At 61.6% G+C, this 17,353-nt stretch carries 19 protein-coding genes; 9 read left to right on the forward strand and 10 right to left on the reverse strand.

What is annotated here, in order from left to right; translation table 11 throughout:
• Positions 1-62: 62 nt before the first annotated feature.
• The 3 genes from PGB28_RS07980 to fsa all read right to left on the reverse strand — a co-directional run bounded on the left by PGB28_RS07980 (position 63) and on the right by fsa (position 2,606).
• Complete coding sequence (locus PGB28_RS07980; protein WP_271420979.1) at positions 63-998, reverse strand: tyrosine recombinase XerC; 936 nt, start codon at positions 996-998, stop codon at positions 63-65.
• Positions 995-1,705 (reverse strand): DUF484 family protein, encoded by a 711-nt coding sequence (locus PGB28_RS07985; protein ID WP_271420980.1) that lies wholly within the window; start codon positions 1,703-1,705, stop codon positions 995-997. The genes PGB28_RS07980 and PGB28_RS07985 overlap by 4 nt, the downstream gene beginning before the upstream one ends.
• Positions 1,706-1,952: 247 nt before the next feature.
• Positions 1,953-2,606: a fructose-6-phosphate aldolase gene (gene fsa / locus PGB28_RS07990; protein ID WP_271420981.1), complete on the reverse strand. Its 654-nt coding sequence runs from the start codon at positions 2,604-2,606 to the stop codon at positions 1,953-1,955.
• Between the two features lie 100 nt (positions 2,607-2,706).
• Between fsa and PGB28_RS07995 the strand changes: the two genes are divergently transcribed.
• The 7 genes from PGB28_RS07995 (at position 2,707) to PGB28_RS08025 (ending at position 9,289) form a co-directional block, all read left to right on the forward strand.
• Complete coding sequence (locus PGB28_RS07995; RefSeq protein WP_271420982.1) at positions 2,707-4,905, forward strand: primosomal protein N'; 2,199 nt, start codon at positions 2,707-2,709, stop codon at positions 4,903-4,905.
• A gap of 132 nt (positions 4,906-5,037) precedes the next feature.
• Positions 5,038-5,415, forward strand: a complete 378-nt coding sequence (locus PGB28_RS08000; protein ID WP_271420983.1) for a hypothetical protein — start codon at positions 5,038-5,040, stop codon at positions 5,413-5,415.
• Complete coding sequence (locus PGB28_RS08005) at positions 5,346-6,920, forward strand: PAN domain-containing protein (RefSeq protein WP_271420984.1); 1,575 nt, start codon at positions 5,346-5,348, stop codon at positions 6,918-6,920. Before PGB28_RS08000 ends, PGB28_RS08005 begins: the two co-directional genes overlap by 70 nt.
• A gap of 197 nt (positions 6,921-7,117) precedes the next feature.
• Complete coding sequence (locus tag PGB28_RS08010) at positions 7,118-7,687, forward strand: OmpA family protein (protein WP_271420985.1); 570 nt, start codon at positions 7,118-7,120, stop codon at positions 7,685-7,687.
• A gap of 5 nt (positions 7,688-7,692) precedes the next feature.
• A complete protein-coding gene (locus PGB28_RS08015; protein ID WP_271420986.1) occupies positions 7,693-8,337 on the forward strand; it encodes an OmpA family protein in 645 nt (214 codons plus the stop codon).
• Between the two features lie 16 nt (positions 8,338-8,353).
• On the forward strand, positions 8,354-8,962 hold the full coding sequence (locus PGB28_RS08020; protein ID WP_271420987.1) for an OmpA family protein: 609 nt from the start codon (positions 8,354-8,356) through the stop codon (positions 8,960-8,962).
• 48 nt (positions 8,963-9,010) lie between these two features.
• Entirely contained in the window at positions 9,011-9,289 is a 279-nt protein-coding gene (locus PGB28_RS08025) for a hypothetical protein (RefSeq protein WP_271420988.1), read from the forward strand.
• Between the two features lie 50 nt (positions 9,290-9,339).
• Here the strand turns inward: PGB28_RS08025 and PGB28_RS08030 are convergent, their stop codons facing one another.
• Positions 9,340-10,530 (reverse strand): caspase family protein, encoded by a 1,191-nt coding sequence (locus tag PGB28_RS08030; protein WP_271420989.1) that lies wholly within the window; start codon positions 10,528-10,530, stop codon positions 9,340-9,342.
• Positions 10,531-10,535: 5 nt separating this feature from the next.
• Between PGB28_RS08030 and PGB28_RS08035 the strand changes: the two genes are divergently transcribed.
• Positions 10,536-11,639: a COG3904 family protein gene (locus PGB28_RS08035; protein WP_271420990.1), complete on the forward strand. Its 1,104-nt coding sequence runs from the start codon at positions 10,536-10,538 to the stop codon at positions 11,637-11,639.
• A gap of 25 nt (positions 11,640-11,664) precedes the next feature.
• Here the strand turns inward: PGB28_RS08035 and ruvB are convergent, their stop codons facing one another.
• From ruvB to ruvC, 3 genes are read right to left on the reverse strand one after another with little or no spacing between them, the layout of a single operon-like run.
• A complete protein-coding gene (gene ruvB / locus PGB28_RS08040; protein ID WP_271420991.1) occupies positions 11,665-12,690 on the reverse strand; it encodes a Holliday junction branch migration DNA helicase RuvB in 1,026 nt (341 codons plus the stop codon).
• A complete protein-coding gene (ruvA, locus tag PGB28_RS08045) occupies positions 12,687-13,361 on the reverse strand; it encodes a Holliday junction branch migration protein RuvA (protein WP_271420992.1) in 675 nt (224 codons plus the stop codon). The genes ruvB and ruvA overlap by 4 nt, the downstream gene beginning before the upstream one ends.
• The gene (gene ruvC / locus PGB28_RS08050) at positions 13,358-13,858 is read right to left on the reverse strand and encodes a crossover junction endodeoxyribonuclease RuvC (protein ID WP_271420993.1); all 501 of its coding nucleotides are present in this window, start codon (positions 13,856-13,858) and stop codon (positions 13,358-13,360) included. The genes ruvA and ruvC overlap by 4 nt, the downstream gene beginning before the upstream one ends.
• Positions 13,859-14,178: 320 nt before the next feature.
• Here ruvC and PGB28_RS08055 point away from each other — a divergent pair, with 320 nt between their 5' ends.
• Positions 14,179-14,400, forward strand: a complete 222-nt coding sequence (locus PGB28_RS08055; RefSeq protein ID WP_271420994.1) for a DUF1127 domain-containing protein — start codon at positions 14,179-14,181, stop codon at positions 14,398-14,400.
• 175 nt (positions 14,401-14,575) lie between these two features.
• On the opposite strand, the gene PGB28_RS08060 is transcribed toward PGB28_RS08055, so the two are convergent.
• The 3 genes from PGB28_RS08060 to PGB28_RS08070 all read right to left on the reverse strand — a co-directional run bounded on the left by PGB28_RS08060 (position 14,576) and on the right by PGB28_RS08070 (position 17,224).
• On the reverse strand, positions 14,576-14,917 hold the full coding sequence (locus PGB28_RS08060; RefSeq protein ID WP_271420995.1) for a hypothetical protein: 342 nt from the start codon (positions 14,915-14,917) through the stop codon (positions 14,576-14,578).
• Between the two features lie 106 nt (positions 14,918-15,023).
• A complete protein-coding gene (locus PGB28_RS08065; RefSeq protein WP_271420996.1) occupies positions 15,024-15,896 on the reverse strand; it encodes a 50S ribosomal protein L11 methyltransferase in 873 nt (290 codons plus the stop codon).
• Positions 15,897-15,988: 92 nt separating this feature from the next.
• Complete coding sequence (locus tag PGB28_RS08070) at positions 15,989-17,224, reverse strand: MFS transporter (RefSeq protein WP_271420997.1); 1,236 nt, start codon at positions 17,222-17,224, stop codon at positions 15,989-15,991.
• Between the last annotated feature and the right edge of the window lie 129 nt (positions 17,225-17,353).

Consider the following 17,353-nt stretch of genomic DNA (forward strand, 5'->3'; position numbering starts at 1 on the left):
TGGCGCGTCTGTCTGAGGGAAGCATTTGAGCGCGGGCCGCGCAAGGGGCGGGTGAGTGGCCCTTACCCCGCCTTGGGGTGGGCGGCGTTGTAGACCTCAAGAAGCCGGGCCGTATCCACGGCGGTGTAGCCCTGCGTCGTGCTGAGCGACGCATGGCCAAGCAGTTCCTGGATCGCGCGCAGATCACCGCCTGCGTTGAGCAGGTGGGTGGCAAAGGAATGGCGCATCGCATGGGGTGTTGCCGTCGCAGGCAGGCCAAGCTGCATGCGGGCCTGCTGCATCACTTTCTGCACCAGCCGCGGATTGAGTGCGCCGCCCCGCGCCCCGACAAAAAGCGTGCGCGTTGGCTCAACCGGAAAGGGGCAGAGCGTGAGATAGTCATCAACCGCCCGCGCCGCGGCGGGCAGCACCGGCACGACCCGTTCCTTGCCGCCCTTGCCGACGATACGCAGGCTTTCCCCCAGCGGGGCCTGTGCGCAGGTCAGGCCCAGCGCCTCGGAAATGCGCAGCCCGCAGCCATAGAGCAAGGTAACCACGGCAGCATCCCGGGCTGCAATCCACCCGGTCTGGGATTGCAACTCGACCGTGTCGATCATCTGCTTGGCGGCATGCTCGGCCAGTGGCCGGGGCAGCTTGCGGGTGTATTTCGGCGCGCGGGTGGACAGCACCGCAGTGGGTTCAAACCCTTCCCGCTCGGCCAGCCAACGGTAAAAGCTCTTGACCGCGCTGAGTTTCCGCGCCAGCGACCGGGGGCCCACATCGCCGCCGCGCGTAAGGGCCATCCACGCCCGCATGTCACGCACCGTGATACGTGAGATTGGGCCAAGCCCCTGACCGCCGCCATGGTAGTCGGTCATGAAGGCCAGAAAGCCCAGAACGTCGCGGCGATAGGCCTCGATGGTGTTTTCCGACCTGCCTTTGAGGGCGCGGGTCTGTGTCAGCCAGGTGTCCAGCGCGTCACGCGCTGCCGGGGAAATGAATGTGGTCTCGCCGCTCACGCCAGCCAGCGGCGCATGGAGCGCTCAAAGACACCGGCGAAAAATGCCAGAAGGTCAGTGCCCTGCTGCGGGGTGAATTGATGCGGGTCTTCTGCTCCCAGAACCAGCATGCCGGGCTGGCGTCCGGGGCCGAAATCCAGAACCAGACAGGCCTCGGACCGCTGATCGGCGGCTTTGTCGCCATAGATCGCCGCATCACCACTGGCCAGTTGGCGCAGTGTCACCGGGCGTACGCCGCCCATCTGCCCGGCAGTGATATACTCGGCAATAAACCCGGGTTCCGCCACCATGAGCACATCGCCCAGCTTGCGAATGGCCGGGTCATCATCGGCGCGCTCCCCGCTTTCCAGAACCAGCCGCACCGCATCCACACGCAGGATATCCGCCACTTCGCCACTCAGATTGCGCAGGAAGGTCTCGAAATCCGTGGGGTCCAGCATGCGCAGGATGGCGCGATGCACCTGGTTGGTACCAGCAAGGTTTTCGTAAGCTGCAGCAATCACGCTGCGATGGGTGTCCTCAAGCCGGTCAAGACGCGATTCCAGACGCTCCATGGCGATGCCGCGCAGGTCGACAATATTGGTGCCCATGGATTTCTCATTTGCCGCGATCAGCGCATGCATGACGTCTTTGTCATCCAGAATTACCGAAGGGCGCGAAATGATCTTGGCGCGCAGGTCGTCATCAATCTTGAGCGTGGAGGTCATGCGATTCCCTTTTGCAGTTGCCAGACCCTAACAAACCCGGCCGCGCTTTTGTTCAAAAATTTAAATGGCTTTTGCGTGTTTGTTGAAGTTGATGCAGTGAGTCAACGCTGAGGGCAGGTGCCTGTGGATAGAATCATGGGCGGTGTCCTGAAGGCCACAGAATTGGAAAGGGTTTGTTAACGTTCCCCCCAAACGAAAAGACCCCGCCACACTGGGCGAGGTCTTGCAATACGCAGTTGGGTCGCGGTCAGACGATCTTGATGCCTGCATCCGCCGCGTCCTTGACAAAGGCGTCCAGGCCCTTGTCGGTCAGGACGTGATTGGCCATCGCCTTGATCACGTTCGGCGGCGCGGTGGCCACATCGGCACCGATCTTGGCGCATTCACTCATGTGATTGGCCGAACGGATCGAAGCGGCAAGGATATTGGTTTCGAAACCGTAATTGTCATAGATCTCTCGAATATCTGCGATCAGGTCGAGACCGTCGACGTTCAGGTCGTCCAAGCGGCCGATGAAAGGCGAGATAAAGGTCGCGCCGGCTTTGGCCGCCAGCAGCGCCTGATTGGCGGAGAAGCAGAGCGTCACGTTGACCATCTTGCCTTCACCGGTCAGGACCTTGCACGCCTTGAGACCATCCCATGTCAGCGGCACCTTGACGGCGATATTCTCGGCAATCTCGGCCAGCTTGCGGCCCTCGGCGATCATGTCCTCGGCCTTGAGCGCGACCACTTCGGCGCTTACCGGACCTTCGACGAGGTCACAGATCTCCTTGGTCACTTCCAGGATATCGCGCCCGGACTTCTTGATCAGCGACGGGTTGGTCGTGACCCCGTCCACCATGCCCAGTTCGTGAAGTTCGCGGATCGCGTCAATTTCCGCAGTATCGACAAAGAATCGCATCTCTCGGCCTCCTTGGCTCGCTTGGCTTTCTGTTGCCCGTGTCATACCCCAGAGTGACGCAGAGAAAAAGCCCGCATTGTGAGCGCTAACAGGAAGTCGGATGCCGCGTAGCTATTTTGACGAAGGCGACAGGATTGGTGTTCTGATCACCCAGCAGATGGGCGATCGGTCCGGTGTGCTTGACTATTTGGCTCCTGAAGGCGGTTGTCATCTGGGTGCCTTTGTCGAGGTGCCGCTGGGACCACGCAAGATGCTGGGCGTGGTCTGGGGCGAGGGCGAGGGCAGCTTTGACCGCGCCAAGCTGCGGCAGGTGATCCGCGTGCTGGATGTGGCACCCATGGGTGAGGGGTTGCGCAGCTTCCTGACCCGCGCCGGGGCCTATACGCTCACGCCGTTGCCTGCGATGCTGCGGTTGGCCACCCGTGCGCCGGGTCTGGGCGATCCGCCGTCAATGCGCAAGATCTACCGGCGCGGCGAGGGGCTGCCCGACCGTGACACCAAGGCGCGGCGCGCGGTGATCGAGACTTTGGCGGAGTATGGCGATCTGGCCTTTACGCTCAAGGAACTGGCCGAGATGGCCGGGGTGTCCGCCTCGGTGGTCAAGGGGCTGGTGGCGCAGGGCGTCGTGCGCGAAGAGGAAGCGCCGCGCGATACACCTTATCGCACACTGGACCCGGCCCGCCCGGGCAAGACCCTGACCGGGGATCAGGCGCAGGCCGCCGAACATTTGCGCGGCGCGTTGCAGGGCGGCTATTCCACCACGCTTTTGCGCGGCGTCACCGGATCGGGCAAGACCGAGGTCTATCTTGAGGCCGTCGCCGAATGCCTGCGTAAGGGGCGGCAGGCGCTGGTGCTGTTGCCCGAGATCGCGCTGACACAGGAATTCCTGACCCGGGTCGAGGCACGGTTTGGCGCGCAGCCCGCCGAATGGCATTCCGGCGTGACCATGACCGAACGCCGCCGTTGCTGGAAAATGGTGGGGCAAGGCGGCGCGCAGATGGTGGTCGGCGCGCGCTCCGCGCTGTTCCTGCCGTTCCGCGATCTGGGGCTGATCGTCGTCGATGAGGAACACGACAATTCCTACAAACAGGAAGACGGTGTGCTCTACAACGCCCGCGACATGGCCGTTTTGCGCGCCGCGATCGAAGGCGCGGCGGTGGTGCTGGCCTCGGCCACGCCGTCGCTGGAAAGCTGGGCCAATGCGGAATCCGGGAAATACACCCGCCTCGACCTGACCTCGCGCTTTGGCGAAGCCGTCATGCCCGAGATGCGTGCCATCGACATGCGCGCCGAAACGCTGCCGTCGAACCGCTGGATTTCCCCCAGCCTGCAAAAACTGGTCGAGACGCGGATGCAGGCCGGTGAACAATCGCTCTTGTTCATAAACCGTCGCGGCTATGCGCCGATCACACTGTGTCGGGCCTGCGGGCATCAGATTGGCTGTGACCATTGCGATGCGCGCATGGTCGAACACCGTTTCCTCAAGCGTCTCGTCTGCCACCAATGCGGCGAGACCAAACCCATGCCCAACGCCTGCCCCTCTTGCGAGGCCGAGGATAAGCTGGCCGCCGTTGGCCCGGGGGTGGAGCGGTTGTCCGAGGAAGCGGTGGCGCTGTTCCCCGACGCGCGTGTGGCGACGCTGTCATCTGACATGTACGGGTCCGCACGCGCACTCAAGGAGCAGATCAGAGAGATCGCCGAGGGCGGGGCCGATATCATCATCGGCACGCAGCTTGTGGCCAAGGGGCATAACTTTCCGCTGCTCACGCTGGTCGGCGTGATCGACGCGGATCTGGGGCTTCAGGGCTCCGATCTGCGCGCGGCTGAACACACGTTTCAGCTTATGCGGCAGGTGGCGGGCCGGGCGGGACGTGCGGAGAAGCCCGGCACTGCGGTACTCCAGACTTATCAGCCCGAGCATCCGGTGATCCGCGCCATCCTGGCCGGAGATGAAGAGGCGTTCTGGAGCGCCGAGGCCACCGAACGCCGTGGCGCGGGTGTGCCGCCCTATGGCCGCATGGCGGGGATTATCATCAGCTCGACCGACGCGCAGGAAGCCTTTGACCTCGGCAATGCGCTGGCGCGCAACGATATGGCGCTGCGCCGCGTGGGCGCGCAGGTCTTTGGCCCCGCGCCTGCGCCCATTGCGCGTGTGCGCGGACGGCATCGGGTGCGGTTGTTGGTCAAGGCGGACAAGGGCACGGCGCTGCAACCGGCGCTGGCCGAATGGGTGGGGCAATTCCCGCTCAAGGGACAATTGCGCCTTGCCGTCGATATCGACCCCCAGAGTTTCTACTAGAAACAAGCCCTTGGCGGAGAGTACGGTTTCTGAGACGCTACTGTTAAGATTGGTTAATGAGTGTCCTGGGTTAAGATGCGCGCGCGCACGAACCTCGTTATCCATGATGCCGGGCGGTTCATGCGGTGTTGCATGGATGCCGGGGAGCGGTTCGATTTCATCGCGATCCTTGGCTTCTACTACCACACGATGGAGCATTTCCGCTTTCTGGACCTTGCCCGACAATTGCAGGCCGACACCATCATGACCGACAACCCCGTCATTCGACTGGCGCAGCAATCCACCGACAAGGTCAGCAAAGCGGTTGCAAGCTTTCAGGGGCAGGACAGCAACGTGATTGGTATCCCCAGCGCTGGCGCGCCGCAGCGTCTGAGAAAAAGCGAATTGTTTTTTTTAAAGGCAAGGCGTTACCTTTGGGGCAACATGAATTGGAGGCCGTCTTGCTGCTCAGACCTTTGCTTGCCCTTTGCCTTGCGCTTCTTACAACTCCGGCCCTTGCCGCGACCGTAAGGCCCGTCGATCACCCGCGCTGTGATTTCAAACTGGAAGGTCAGATCGAGGTGGGCGACACCGCCCAGCTTGATCAGATCCCGGGCATGCATGACGGACAGACGCTGTGCCTCAACAGCCCCGGCGGCTCGCTGGGCGAGGGCAAGCGCATGTTCGATGTGATCTGGGCGCGCAACATCATGACGCACGTCCTGGCGGGCGAACGCTGCGAGAGCGCCTGTGCGCTGGCGTTTCTGGGCGGTTCGATCAATACCGGGACGGCCAATATCCGGTTTTCGGCACGCGTGATCGAGGCGGGCGCGCGGCTTGGCTTTCACGCGCCCAAGCTGGAGTTGCCCGATGACCGGAGCTATCCGGCGGGTATCGTGAACAAGGCTTTCGAGACCGCGTTGAAATCGGCCGAGGATATCCACGCCATAAAGCTACACGAGGAACATGGCGTCGAGGCGATGCAGGATTTCCTCTATCAGCGCATCCTCTCCACCCGTCCCGAGTCGATGTATTATATCGAAACCGTGGGTGATGCGGCGATGTCCGGTATTTCGGTTGAGGGGCTAAAAATCCCGACCCAGGTGACCGAGCAGGTGATTGCCAATTTCTGCGACAATGCCTGGGTTGCCAAGCGTGCCGATATGCGCCCCGGCTACCGCAGCGCGGCGGAGTATTATGACGAGATCGGCGACGGCTTCTATGGCCAGCGAAAAGTGACCTTGCGCCGCGAGGGCGGCACGCTGATCGGGCAGGTGTCTGATTATTACAGCGCGGTGAAATTCGGGGCGTTTGGCTGCGAAGTTCGGATGGGCGAGGATCAGTTCCGCCGCGCCCGTAATGGCAGCGGCGGGTCGATCTATGCGGTGTTTTATCCCTATTTCGGGGATGAGCCATTTGGCCAGGAAACCGGCAACAAACAATTCTCCGATGAGGTTGCCATACCGCTATGGTTCGCCATGGATCCGATCACGCCCTTGCCCGCCATGACGGCGGCGGCGGACACAGACACCCGAGTGACCCGTGATGATTTCGTGCCGTTTCGCGGGATCGACCTGTTCGGGGGCGATCTGGCGGATGGAATGATCCGGGGCATGGGATCGCCCAATGCCTGTATCGAGCGCTGCATCGGGCGCGCGGGCTGTGATGCGGTGACTTATGACCGCTGGAACAATATCTGCTACCTGAAATCCGTCGACCGGTCTGACCGCACGCTCTACGTGCTGTCCAAGGCCACCACCTATGTCAAAGCGCCGCGCGATGGCGACGTATTCCCGGCGCGTCGCGGCGTCATCAAGACCTGGACGCGCAACGGCAAAGGGTTTCGTGACGTTCCCTATGACACCCGCATTGTGGAGAACCAGCGTGCTTGTGAACGGGCCTGTTTTGGACGGGAGTGCCACGGGTTCAACTATGTTCCGGCCAGCCGGATGTGCTTTCTGTTCTCCGAGCCGGATGAGTATTTCGACATGAACGGCGTGGTCGTGGGGTTCCAGCAACAGGATCGGGTCGAGTAACAGACCAGACACGCAGAGTGACAATCCCTGGTGTGTCACCTGCGTGTTTTGTATTTCGGCGAAATTCGGCCTAAACTCCCGTGACTGCTTGATTCTTGCCGAAAGTGCTCATGATGCGAAACGCTCTGCCCCCCTTGATTTCTGCGGCCATTCTGGTGGGAGGCACAGGGTTCGCCCCGGCACAATCCGTGATCACTTTGGATGATTTCGATCTGGGCGGCGATGCGGCGCCGCGGGATATGGAGCGCACCGGCAACAATCGCATGGAGCTGTGCCTGCGTGACCCGTCACAGTGTGATGACGGTGGCGTGGATTTCTCCATCGACGATGTTGTCAACCTTGGCATCGTGGATCGTGAGGAAGTGGCTGAAACCCCGGCGTCCTCGGATGGTCAACCGGTGCGCAACACCGATCCATTGCCGTCGGTCGATCTGGAGGTGCTGTTCGATTCCAATTCGTCCGACATTCGTCCGGATCAGATGGGTCAGTTGCTGGAACTGGCCAATATCCTGCGCGGTGGCGAATTCAGCAGTTACAAGCTGATTTTCATGGGCCACACGGATGCCAAGGGATCAGCTGAGTACAATGAGTGGCTGTCTCAACAACGCGCCCGCAGCGTCGCCGATTTCGTTGCGGCGGCCGCCGACGTTCCGCGCAGCCGCCTTCAGGCTGTTGGGCTGGGATTCCAGAAGCTGGCAGATCCAGTCAACCCCTACAGCGAAAAGAACCGCCGCGTGCAGTTGGTTCTGCTGCCGAGCAAGGGGTAACGGCTATGCGGCGCTTCGGGTTCTTTCGACATTGCGCGCCGCTTGCGATGATCCTTTTGGCCAGTGGTCTGCACGGCCAGCAAACGATCACAATGGACGATCTGGAGCCTGACAGGACCGGCGACAATTCTTTGGAACGCTGCCTGCTGGACCCTGAAGATTGTGCGCCCAGAACCGGAGGCGGCGCGCCGCCGGCACCTCCGCCGCCAGCCGAACCGGTCCCGGAGCCCGCGCTGCCGGACTGGAAAGAGCAGAGCTTCGATTTTGGTCTGATCTCGCCCCCGGCGGGCGAAATGGCCGAGGCCAAGGTCCGTGTTCTTACGCTGGATTTCAGCTTTGACAAGGGATCGGCGCGCCCCGATGCAGCGGGAATTGCCGAAATGATATTGCTGGGTGATGCGTTGCAGGGCGATCCCTATCCCGCGCATCGCTATGTCTTTGTGGGGCATTCTACCCCTGACGAAGGCCCCGAGGGCAGGGGCCTGTCCTTTCGGCGCGCGGCGCTGCTTGCGGATTTTGTGTCCCGGTTCGTCGGGCTGGAGCAGTACAGGTATCAGGTGGCCGGGCTGGTCGCCGCTGTGCCACTGATCAAAGACGCGCCCAATGACAAGCGGAACCGCCGCGTGGAGGTGATACTTGCGCCCCTATAGAAATGATCGCTCCGTAATGCCTTTGTCTGTCCTGGCGTTCGTGCTGTCCATCGGAACGGCAAGCGCCGACACGGTGATCCCGCTTGAAGAAAAGGACATTGGCCGCACCGGTGGCAATGATCTGGAACGCTGCCTGCGCGGGGACGCGACCTGTGACGATGGCGGGGTCGATTTCACGCTGGATGATGTGATCAATCTCGGGATCGTGGATCACGAAGAGGTGGCTGAAACCCCGGCCAGTGAAAGCGATACGCCACGCAACCGGACCGACCCGCTGCCATCTGTCGATCTCAACGTGGTTTTCGACTACAAATCCACCGATATCCGCCCCGATCAGATGGGCCAGTTGCTTGACCTGGCGCAGGTGCTGCGCGGCGAGGATTTTGCCAATGTCATCCTTGTGTTCATGGGGCATACGGACGCCAAAGGCTCTGAAAGCTACAATCTCGATCTGTCCCGGCGCCGGGCTGAAAGCGTTGCGGCGTTCGTGGGGGATGTTGCGGACATACCGAACCACCGCATTCGCACGAAGGGCTTTGGGTTTTCGCAATTGGCCGATCCTGCCAATCCCCTGAGCGAACGAAACAGGCGCGTTCAGTTGTTGCTGATACCGGGAGGCGCGTGATCCATGACACGATCAACAGCATGTATTGCATGTCTTACCCTTGCCCTGATGCTGTTGCCGGTTGTGTCGGTGGCGCAAAGCGATCCCGTCACTATTCCGCCTGAGGACAGCACACCGGGCCGGACCGGCAACAACTCTCTGGAAACATGCCTGCGTAACCCTGAGGGCTGTCCGAATTTTTTCAAGGAGGACTATGCGGATCCGAATGCCGCCCCGACGCGCGGAGACGATGAGGCCCTGACGCCGGATGAAAAGCTGCAACGCTTTATCCAGCAATTCGAGTGCGGCGATACCGATGCCGGGATTTGCGTCGAGGCTGCGGAGTAGGGCTCAACCGACTCTTGTAAACGTAGGAACCGGTTCCGATGCGAACCGCTTTAGTCGATCTTAAAGGGGCGCACCTGAAAGCCCGTCTCGACACCACCTGCCGCGACCGATCCATCTTCTTCCCCGGCACGCGCCGCGTCCACCGCTGCACGAAGCAACGCCTTGAGTATGTCTTCCGGGGTGCCCACAGGCGGTTCGCACAGATAGCCAATATGATTGGTGCCCTTCTCGTCTTCTGGCAGAACCTTGAGCCCATAACGTGAGCCCGGAGAAATCTCATATCGCGTCTGCCCCGACGCCAGCGCCACGGTCCTGAAGAACCGTCTCGGGATCGGCGTGAACCGTCCGGACGGTGCCAGTGCAAAGAAGAATGGCGTGCAGCTTGGCGGCAGGTCAGCGATCATCGCGACCTCGTCATCCACGCTCACCCGCCCGGGATAGACCGACAGGATCGGGTCCAGCTTATTGCGCGGGGCGGGCGTGGCCTTGCCAGTGAAATAGAACTCGCGTTGCATCTGGCTTAGCTGCTGCGGACGCTGGTCGCCGCCGGTCTCTGACACCACGTCCTTGGTCACGCGTTTCATCATTACAGACACTTCGATGCCCGGTGTGGGGATGTGCCGCGCCAGCGCCCGGGCAAAGGGGGAATTGCCCTGTGTGCCGTCGCTGGCCACTGTGTCGGGCAGGGTGGCAAAGGCCACAAGCTGGTCGCCCTGCGCCTGCACCACGGCCAGACCCCGCGTGACATTGGCCGTTCGCCCCTCGGCGCGGGCCTCGGCCATCAGCTGTTCGGCAAAGGGATTGTTGCGACAGGCGTCCAGAAAGATGAGCGAGACAGGCACCGGCGTCAGCGCATCCATGATTTGATCAAGCGCAATGCCCTCACGCGCAATCGCCGCCGCCGAGTTCAGCCGCGCATCCACCGGCATCAGGTAATTCACCCGCTCATATTGAATGCCATGCCCCGCGAAATAGACTGCCGCCACATCCGCGGTCATCGCCGCCCTGGTAAAGGCGTCCAGCGCCTCGCCCATGGCGTCTTCGGTCAGGTCGGTCAATGCCGTGACCTCGAACCCCGTGGCGCGCAGGCTGTCCGAGATCAGCACCGCGTCATTGGCGGCATTTGGGAGCACGCCGATCCGCTCATAGCCGGAGTTGCCGATCACAAGCGCGATGCGTTCTTCAGCAAGGGCGGGAAAGGCCAGCATTAAGAACGCGGAGAGCAGGGCAATCAGGCGCATGGGCAATGTCCTTTTCATTCAATCGGTTTGCCACCATCGTGGCGGGGAAATCGGGAACAGACAAGGTGGCCATTATGCGTGTGAACAGGTTTCTATGTGCGGTCCTTGCTGCCGTAGCACCGGTGCTGGCAACAGCTGCGCCCATGGTCTTCGACCACGGCTGCATCGGCAACGCGGTCGAGGGCTGTTATCTGGTCGGTGTGGGCGAGATTAGTCGCGATACACCCGAGGAATTGGCGGCTTTCATTGATGTCCAAGGGGTCGAAGGTAACCAGATCCTGCTCGACAGCAATGGCGGCAACCTGGGCGCCGGGATTCGGATGGGCCGCATCATTCGTGAGAATGACATGACGGCCATCGTTGGCGCGGTCGAGCCGCGCAAGCCCGGCGGGCGGTTCCCGTTGGATTTGCCAACCGCCGGCACCTGTGCCAGCGCCTGCGCCTATGCCTTTCTGGGTGGCACCACCCGGCGGCTGGCCAAGGGCTCAAAGCTGGGCTTTCACCAGTTCTACATGGGCGTGCAGGGGGCCAGTTCCTCGGCCCAACAGGTCTCGGGCCAGTTGGTCAGCTATCTCGTGGAAATGGGGGTGGACCCGCGCATCTTTGCGAAGGCCAGTTCGCAAGGGGCAGAGAGCATGTACTGGGTTCCCGAGGACGAGGCCGAAAGCTTCGACCTGATCACTCCCTATGGATACGATGATTTCTTTCTTGAACCCTATGGCAAAGGTGTCGTCGCCGCTGCCAAGCGCAAGACGCCCACCGGGCCCTACGATCTCGTTCATCAGGTCACGGCCTACTGTCGCAAGGGTACAGCCACGCTGCTGTTTACCGCCGATTTCGCGCCCGAGCGAAGCAGTACCTTCAACTTGTCTCTGGACGGTCGAAAGCGTGTGATCAATGCAGCGAAAGTGGCATCGCGTAGAACCGATAATGCGGGTTATCTTGAAGTGCGCCTGTCGTCGAAAGATGCCGTAGATCTGACAAAAGCCACTCTTGTCGAAACCTATTTTGACTATTCCCGCGCCGAGGGCTGGGGCTATGGCACCCGTCTCGAACTCAACGACATGGATCGCAAGATGCTCGACGCCGCCTTCCGTCTCTGCCTGTAGGGTGCGCATTCACTGCGCACCGCCCCTATTTAAACAGATCGCTCTGCCCCGGAGCCTTTGGCGCGGCCATTCCCAGATGGGTCCAGGCCTTCTGCGCCAGCATCCGCCCGCGCGGGGTGCGCTGGATCAGCCCCTGTTGCAGCAGGTAGGGCTCGATCACCTCTTCCAGCGCATCGCGGCTTTCCGACAGCGCCGCTGAGAGCGTTTCAATCCCAACGGGCCCGCCCGCGTAGTTTTCGGCAATGAGCCGCAGGTACCTCCGGTCCGCCCCATCAAGGCCCAGCTTGTCCACCCCCAGCCGGGTCAGCGCATTATCCGCCAGGTCCTGCGTGATCCGCCCGTCGCCATCGACCACGGCGAAATCCACCACCCGGCGCAACAGACGCCCGGCGATCCGCGGTGTGCCGCGCGCGCGGCGTGCAATTTCGCGCGCACCGCCTGTATCGGCAGGAACGCCCAGCTTGGTGGCGTTGCGGGTGACGATCTCGAAAAGCTCATCCACCGTATAGAACTGCAGCCGCGTGGGGATGCCGAACCGGTCGCGCAACGGCGTGGTAAGCAGGCCCAGGCGTGTCGTTGCCCCCACCAGCGTGAAGGGCTGCAATTCGATCCGGACGGTGCGCGCCGCTGGCCCTTCGCCGATCACGAGGTCCAGCTCGAAATCCTCCATTGCGGGATACAGCACTTCCTCGACCGAGGGGTTCAGCCGGTGAATCTCGTCGATGAAAAGCACATCGCGCGCCTCCAGATTGGTCAGGATCGCCGCCAGGTCGCCCGCCTTGGCCAGCACCGGGCCGGAGGTCATGCGGAAATTCACCCCCAGCTCGCGCGCCATGATCTGCGCCAGTGTGGTTTTGCCCAGACCGGGCGGGCCGTGAAACAACGTGTGGTCCATCGCCTCGCCACGTTGGCGGGCGGACTGGATGAATACGCGAAGGTTGGCGCGTGCCTCGGCCTGTCCAATGAAATCGCCAAGTTGTTGGGGGCGCAGCGCACGGTCATTGTCCCCGGTCATCGTTTCCGGGCGCAGGGTGGGGTCCGGTTCGTTCATTGCGCCGGGGCCAGCAGTTTGAGCGCCGCGCGGATCAGCGCCGCAGTGTCCGCCTCGGGCGCGTCGCCCGCCGCCTGTGCCACGGCGCTGGCGGCTTCACCCGGGCCGTAGCCCAGGTTGCCCAGGGCTGACAGCGCTTCGGCCTGAGCATTGCCATTGTCGGCAACAGGGGGCGCAGCGGACATCGTCGGGGACGCGACCGGCTCAATCACCTCAGCCCCGCTATCGGCCGGCGCTGCAGCGGGTCTCGCCGCACCCATGGCCATGATGGTCGGGGCCTTGTCCTTCAACTCGTTGACGACGCGCTGCGCCGTCTTGGGACCGATCCCCTTGGCGGCTTTGATCGCGTTCCAATCACCCAGCGCGATGGCCCGGCTCACGCCTTCGGGTCCCAGCGTGCCCTGAATGGCCAGCGCGGCCTTGGCCCCCACGCCCTGCACGGTGAGCAGCAAGCGGTGCCATTCCTTTTCTACCAGCGAGGTGAAGCCATAAAGCTGCAACAGGTCCTCACGCACCATCAGGTCGGTGTAAAGCGCCACCGCTTCACCCGGGCCGGGCAGGGCGGCAAGGGTGCGCTCCGAGCAATAGACCACATAGCCAACACCGCGCACATCGATCAGCACATGATCGTCACCGCGATAGTCGATCCGGCCTGAGAGCTTACCGATCATGACGCGCGCACCTCCCGCATTCGTGTTGCGGGCGATTGTGCATAAAAGGCGTGGGTGATGGCAATCGCCAGCGCATCCGCCGCGTCCGGCCCTGCCAGTGTCACGCCGGGCAACTGCATCTTTACCATGTGCTCGATCTGTTTCTTGTCGGCGTGGCCGACGCCTACCACCGTCTTCTTGACCGCGTTGGGGGCGTATTCACCCACTGTCAGCCCCGCCTGTGCGGGCACCAGAAGCGCGATGCCCCGTGCCTGGCCCAGTTTCAGCGTCGCCACCGCGTCCTTGTTCACAAATGTCTGCTCGACAGCGGCCGTGGTGGGGGCGAAACGCTCGATGACCTCGGTCAATTGGCGGTGAAGCGAGACCAGTCGCAGCGCAAGATCGCCGCCGGTCGAGTGGCAAATGCCGTTTGCGACGTGGCTGAGTCGGCTCCCCGAGACGTCGATCACGCCCCATCCGAGGTTTCGTAACCCCGGATCAATGCCCAGTACCCGCATGGCTGCCCCTGATGTTGCTTTTTTGCGTCGGTAGCACGAAACGGGAACAAACGCCAAGCGAAACCTTTTGTGATGTCCGTTTGCGACATGGGGTTTCCACGGGCGACATTGTCGGGAAAATTGCGCCGCTGCGGAGCCGAAAAGCGACATGCTGCAACTGCGAATTGCATTGATATTTAAAGAAAATGCGCCGATTTCAGCTATGTCGTATTTGCATGTGACCCATGCAAAAATCGCTATTGTTAGCGGCATATGTGCCTATTAATTGCGCTCTATCGAAACACCGCGCCCCCGGGCGCCTTCAGCTAGGGAAAAGAGATATGGCTGCATATGACCTCACCCGCTCGCAGTTTGCATCTGCTGGCATCGCCACCTTCGCCGGCCGTATCGGCGCTGGCATCGTATCCGTCTGGACCGCACTGGCCGACTGGAACGACGCCCGTCAGACCCGCAAGGCGCTGAGCGCACTGAGCGATCACGAACTGGACGATATCGGCATGGTCCGCGGTGACATTGACACCGTTGCGCGCCGCAACTGGTAAGCATCCGGCAATCGCCAAAAAGAAAGGCCGCATCCTGAGCAGGGATGCGGCCTTTTGTATTGGGAGCGTGGCAATCAAACATGCAGCGTGGGGTGCATGTTGAAAACGACGCCTCTGCCCCCAAAATCAGGAAAATGGTGTTGCTGACCCAGCGGCTGCGACTGCACGCTGCATGTCAGACGAAATTGGCAAAGAACCCAGCGAAACGCTGTGTGATCGGATCGATCTGCATCATCCAGGCACCGGCACGTTCGAATGCCATACCGTCCTGAAGGATCTGCAAGCGGTCGTCGTAACGCTCCGGGCCTTGTGCGGCGAGCAGAAACCCTTTGAATGCGAAAAAGCTGAACGCAACCAGAAAAAGGCCTTTGAACGGGATAGCAGAGATGCGGGCCGTGGGGCGTTCGCGCACCACGCCGACAGCGTCGATATATTTTCGGGATCCGCGCGCAAGACGTCGGTTTCGGCGGGAGATCTTGCGCACGCGTTTGTCGAAATGTGAGAGCGTATCCGACATGGCAACCTCTAGAATCTGGCCCCCACCAGATTAGGATTCCAAGCTAAGTTCGAATTGTGGCAATTTCGGGGCAAACGCCGCAAATTGGATGCAAAAGCAGCTAAAATCAGCCCATTTTGGTCAACGTCAGCGTTGTCCACTCAACAATCTCTTCGCGATGGACAAGATTGATCCCGTTTTCTGCATAAACCTCGATCACCTCGTCGGCCTGCTCATTCAAGATGCCCGAGAGAATCGCATGGCCGCCGGGTTGCAAATGGGAAGCCATGTCAGGTGCGAGTGCGATGAGCGGGGCTTTCAGGATATTCGCGAAGACCAGATCAAAAGGCGCTGCTGCGGCCAAGCTGGCGTGATCGAATCCCGTCGCTTCCAGACAGATCACGCGCCCCTGCAGATCGTTGGCTGTGACATTGGCCTCGGCCACCTCAACAGCGACTTCGTCAATATCCGAGGCCAGCACCGGGTTGGGCCAGATACGCGCGGCGGCCATTGCAAGGACGGCAGTGCCGCAGCCGATATCAGCCACGCTTTGACCAACAAAGCCGCCACTGGCGAGCCGGTCCAGCGCCCTCAGACAACCCAGCGTCGTGCCATGGTGCCCGGTGCCAAAGGCCATTGCCGCTTCGATCAGCAACGGCTCGGCCCCCTCGGGCACCTTGTCGGCATCGTGGCTGCCATAAACAAAAAACCGCCCTGCCTCGACCGGGGCAAGCTCGCGTTTGACCTTGGCCACCCAGTCGGTTTCGGGAAGCTCCGAAATCACGAAAGCTTTCGCACCAAAAGCCGATGCCAACACTGCCAACGCGGTCTCATCCGGGCGCTCGGTAAAATAGCCGCCGATTTCCCAAAGCCCCGAGCCGTCCTCCATCTCGAACACGCCAATGCCCGTGGGTTCGGGCACAAGCCGTTCCATGGCCAGCCCAAGCGCTTCGGCCTGTTCCTTGCCGGTGAGAGTTGTGAAAGCGGTGAAGGTGGGCATGACGCAGCTCCTGAAAGGCTTGCCGGGTCTCTAGGCGCAGGGCGCGTGTGTTGCAAGTGGCGGCGTTTCCGCCCGCATCGCCATAAGCAGGATCACTCGGCGGGCGCGGGGGCCACAAACCGCGCGAACACGGTTTCATTTCCGGGCTCCGGGTGGCGCGGAATGAGCAGCGCCAGCGCCAGCGATGTGGCTGCCATGCCCGCCGCAGCCATGAACACGGCCCCGGGCGAGACCAGCCAGATATAGCCCAGAAGTGCGGGCAGAAACACCGCCGCGATATGGTTGATGGTAAAGGCCACAGCGGCGGTCGGGGCGATATCGCCGGGGTCCGCGATTTTCTGGAAATAGGTTTTGATCGCCAGCGCGAGCGAAAAGAAGATGTGATTGAGCACATAGAGCACCGCGCCCGTCGTGGCCCCCCAGTCGAGATAGTAAATCCCGGCATAGGCCAGGAAGATCCCGAACAGGCCAATATATTCGAACACCAGCGCCGCACGTTCGCCGAAAAAGCCCACCGCGCGTCCCAGCAGCGGCGCGGCGATCATGTTCACCACGAGTGTCGTCAGAAACAGCGCCGTGACCTCATGCACCGCAAAGCCAAAGCGCTCGACCATCATGAAGGCGGCGAAAACAACAAAAATCTGCCGCCGCGCGCCGGACATGAACTGCAAAAGGTAGTAGAGCCAGTACCGCCGCCGCAGCACCGTTTTCTTGGTCTGGGGGTTGGGGGATTCGAATTGCGGATAAGCGACCATGCAAAACAGCGCCAGCGCCGCCGTGATCCCACCCGCAATCATATAGACATGGGTATAGCTCAGTCCCAGCGCTTCCCATGTCAGCACAATGGCGACATAGGCCACCAGCGTCGCACCGGAACCTGCAGCTATGATCAGGCCAAGAATGCGCGGCGCATCGGCCTTGGGCAGCCATTGCAACTGCAGCGACTGATTGACCGTCTCGTAGTAGTGAAATCCGATGGAGCTGAGCATCGTGATGGTCAGGATCCCGGTCAGAGACGGGAAATAAGCGGTCAGCGCGGTGGCCACCCCCAACAGCAGCAGCGACACCAGCCCCAGCACCTGTTCGCGCATGAATATGATGATGGCAATTACGCCCACGGCGAAGAAACCCGGAATTTCGCGGACCGTGTGCAGCCAGCCGATGTCAGACCCATCGAAGCCCGCAACCTCGATCACGAAGTTATTGAGCAGGGCCGACCATGTCGCAAAGGCGATCGGCATGGCTGCGGCCATGACAAAAAGCAGGGTGGTCGGACGGCGCCAGAGCGGGAGGTTCCGGGCCTCGTGCAGGGGGATCGTGCGTGACATGGGCACGAATTACTCCTGCCTGCCGCAAATGGCGAGAAAAAGATGATCCGGTTCAGGGCACAGCCCCTCTGCATCCCCGCACCACTGGAAGCCGTCGGGCTGCAATGCTAGATCGCCGGTCAAAGGAGA

The sequence above is a fragment of the Primorskyibacter aestuariivivens genome (assembly GCF_028023675.1).
Lineage (GTDB): Bacteria > Pseudomonadota > Alphaproteobacteria > Rhodobacterales > Rhodobacteraceae > Marinovum > Marinovum aestuariivivens.

Coding starts and splice junctions, on each gene's coding strand:
- PGB28_RS07985 (WP_271420980.1), bottom strand. CDS start 1,705: ATGACCTCCACGCTCAAGATTGATGACGACCTGCGCGCCAAGATCATT.
- fsa (WP_271420981.1), bottom strand. CDS start 2,606: ATGCGATTCTTTGTCGATACTGCGGAAATTGACGCGATCCGCGAACTT.
- PGB28_RS07995 (WP_271420982.1), top strand. CDS start 2,707: ATGCCGCGTAGCTATTTTGACGAAGGCGACAGGATTGGTGTTCTGATC.
- PGB28_RS08000 (WP_271420983.1), top strand. CDS start 5,038: ATGGATGCCGGGGAGCGGTTCGATTTCATCGCGATCCTTGGCTTCTAC.
- PGB28_RS08015 (WP_271420986.1), top strand. CDS start 7,693: ATGCGGCGCTTCGGGTTCTTTCGACATTGCGCGCCGCTTGCGATGATC.
- PGB28_RS08020 (WP_271420987.1), top strand. CDS start 8,354: ATGCCTTTGTCTGTCCTGGCGTTCGTGCTGTCCATCGGAACGGCAAGC.
- PGB28_RS08025 (WP_271420988.1), top strand. CDS start 9,011: ATGCTGTTGCCGGTTGTGTCGGTGGCGCAAAGCGATCCCGTCACTATT.
- PGB28_RS08030 (WP_271420989.1), bottom strand. CDS start 10,530: ATGCGCCTGATTGCCCTGCTCTCCGCGTTCTTAATGCTGGCCTTTCCC.
- PGB28_RS08035 (WP_271420990.1), top strand. CDS start 10,536: ATGTCCTTTTCATTCAATCGGTTTGCCACCATCGTGGCGGGGAAATCG.
- ruvB (WP_271420991.1), bottom strand. CDS start 12,690: ATGAACGAACCGGACCCCACCCTGCGCCCGGAAACGATGACCGGGGAC.
- ruvA (WP_271420992.1), bottom strand. CDS start 13,361: ATGATCGGTAAGCTCTCAGGCCGGATCGACTATCGCGGTGACGATCAT.
- ruvC (WP_271420993.1), bottom strand. CDS start 13,858: ATGCGGGTACTGGGCATTGATCCGGGGTTACGAAACCTCGGATGGGGC.
- PGB28_RS08055 (WP_271420994.1), top strand. CDS start 14,179: ATGGCTGCATATGACCTCACCCGCTCGCAGTTTGCATCTGCTGGCATC.
- PGB28_RS08060 (WP_271420995.1), bottom strand. CDS start 14,917: ATGTCGGATACGCTCTCACATTTCGACAAACGCGTGCGCAAGATCTCC.
- PGB28_RS08065 (WP_271420996.1), bottom strand. CDS start 15,896: ATGCCCACCTTCACCGCTTTCACAACTCTCACCGGCAAGGAACAGGCC.
- PGB28_RS08070 (WP_271420997.1), bottom strand. CDS start 17,224: ATGTCACGCACGATCCCCCTGCACGAGGCCCGGAACCTCCCGCTCTGG.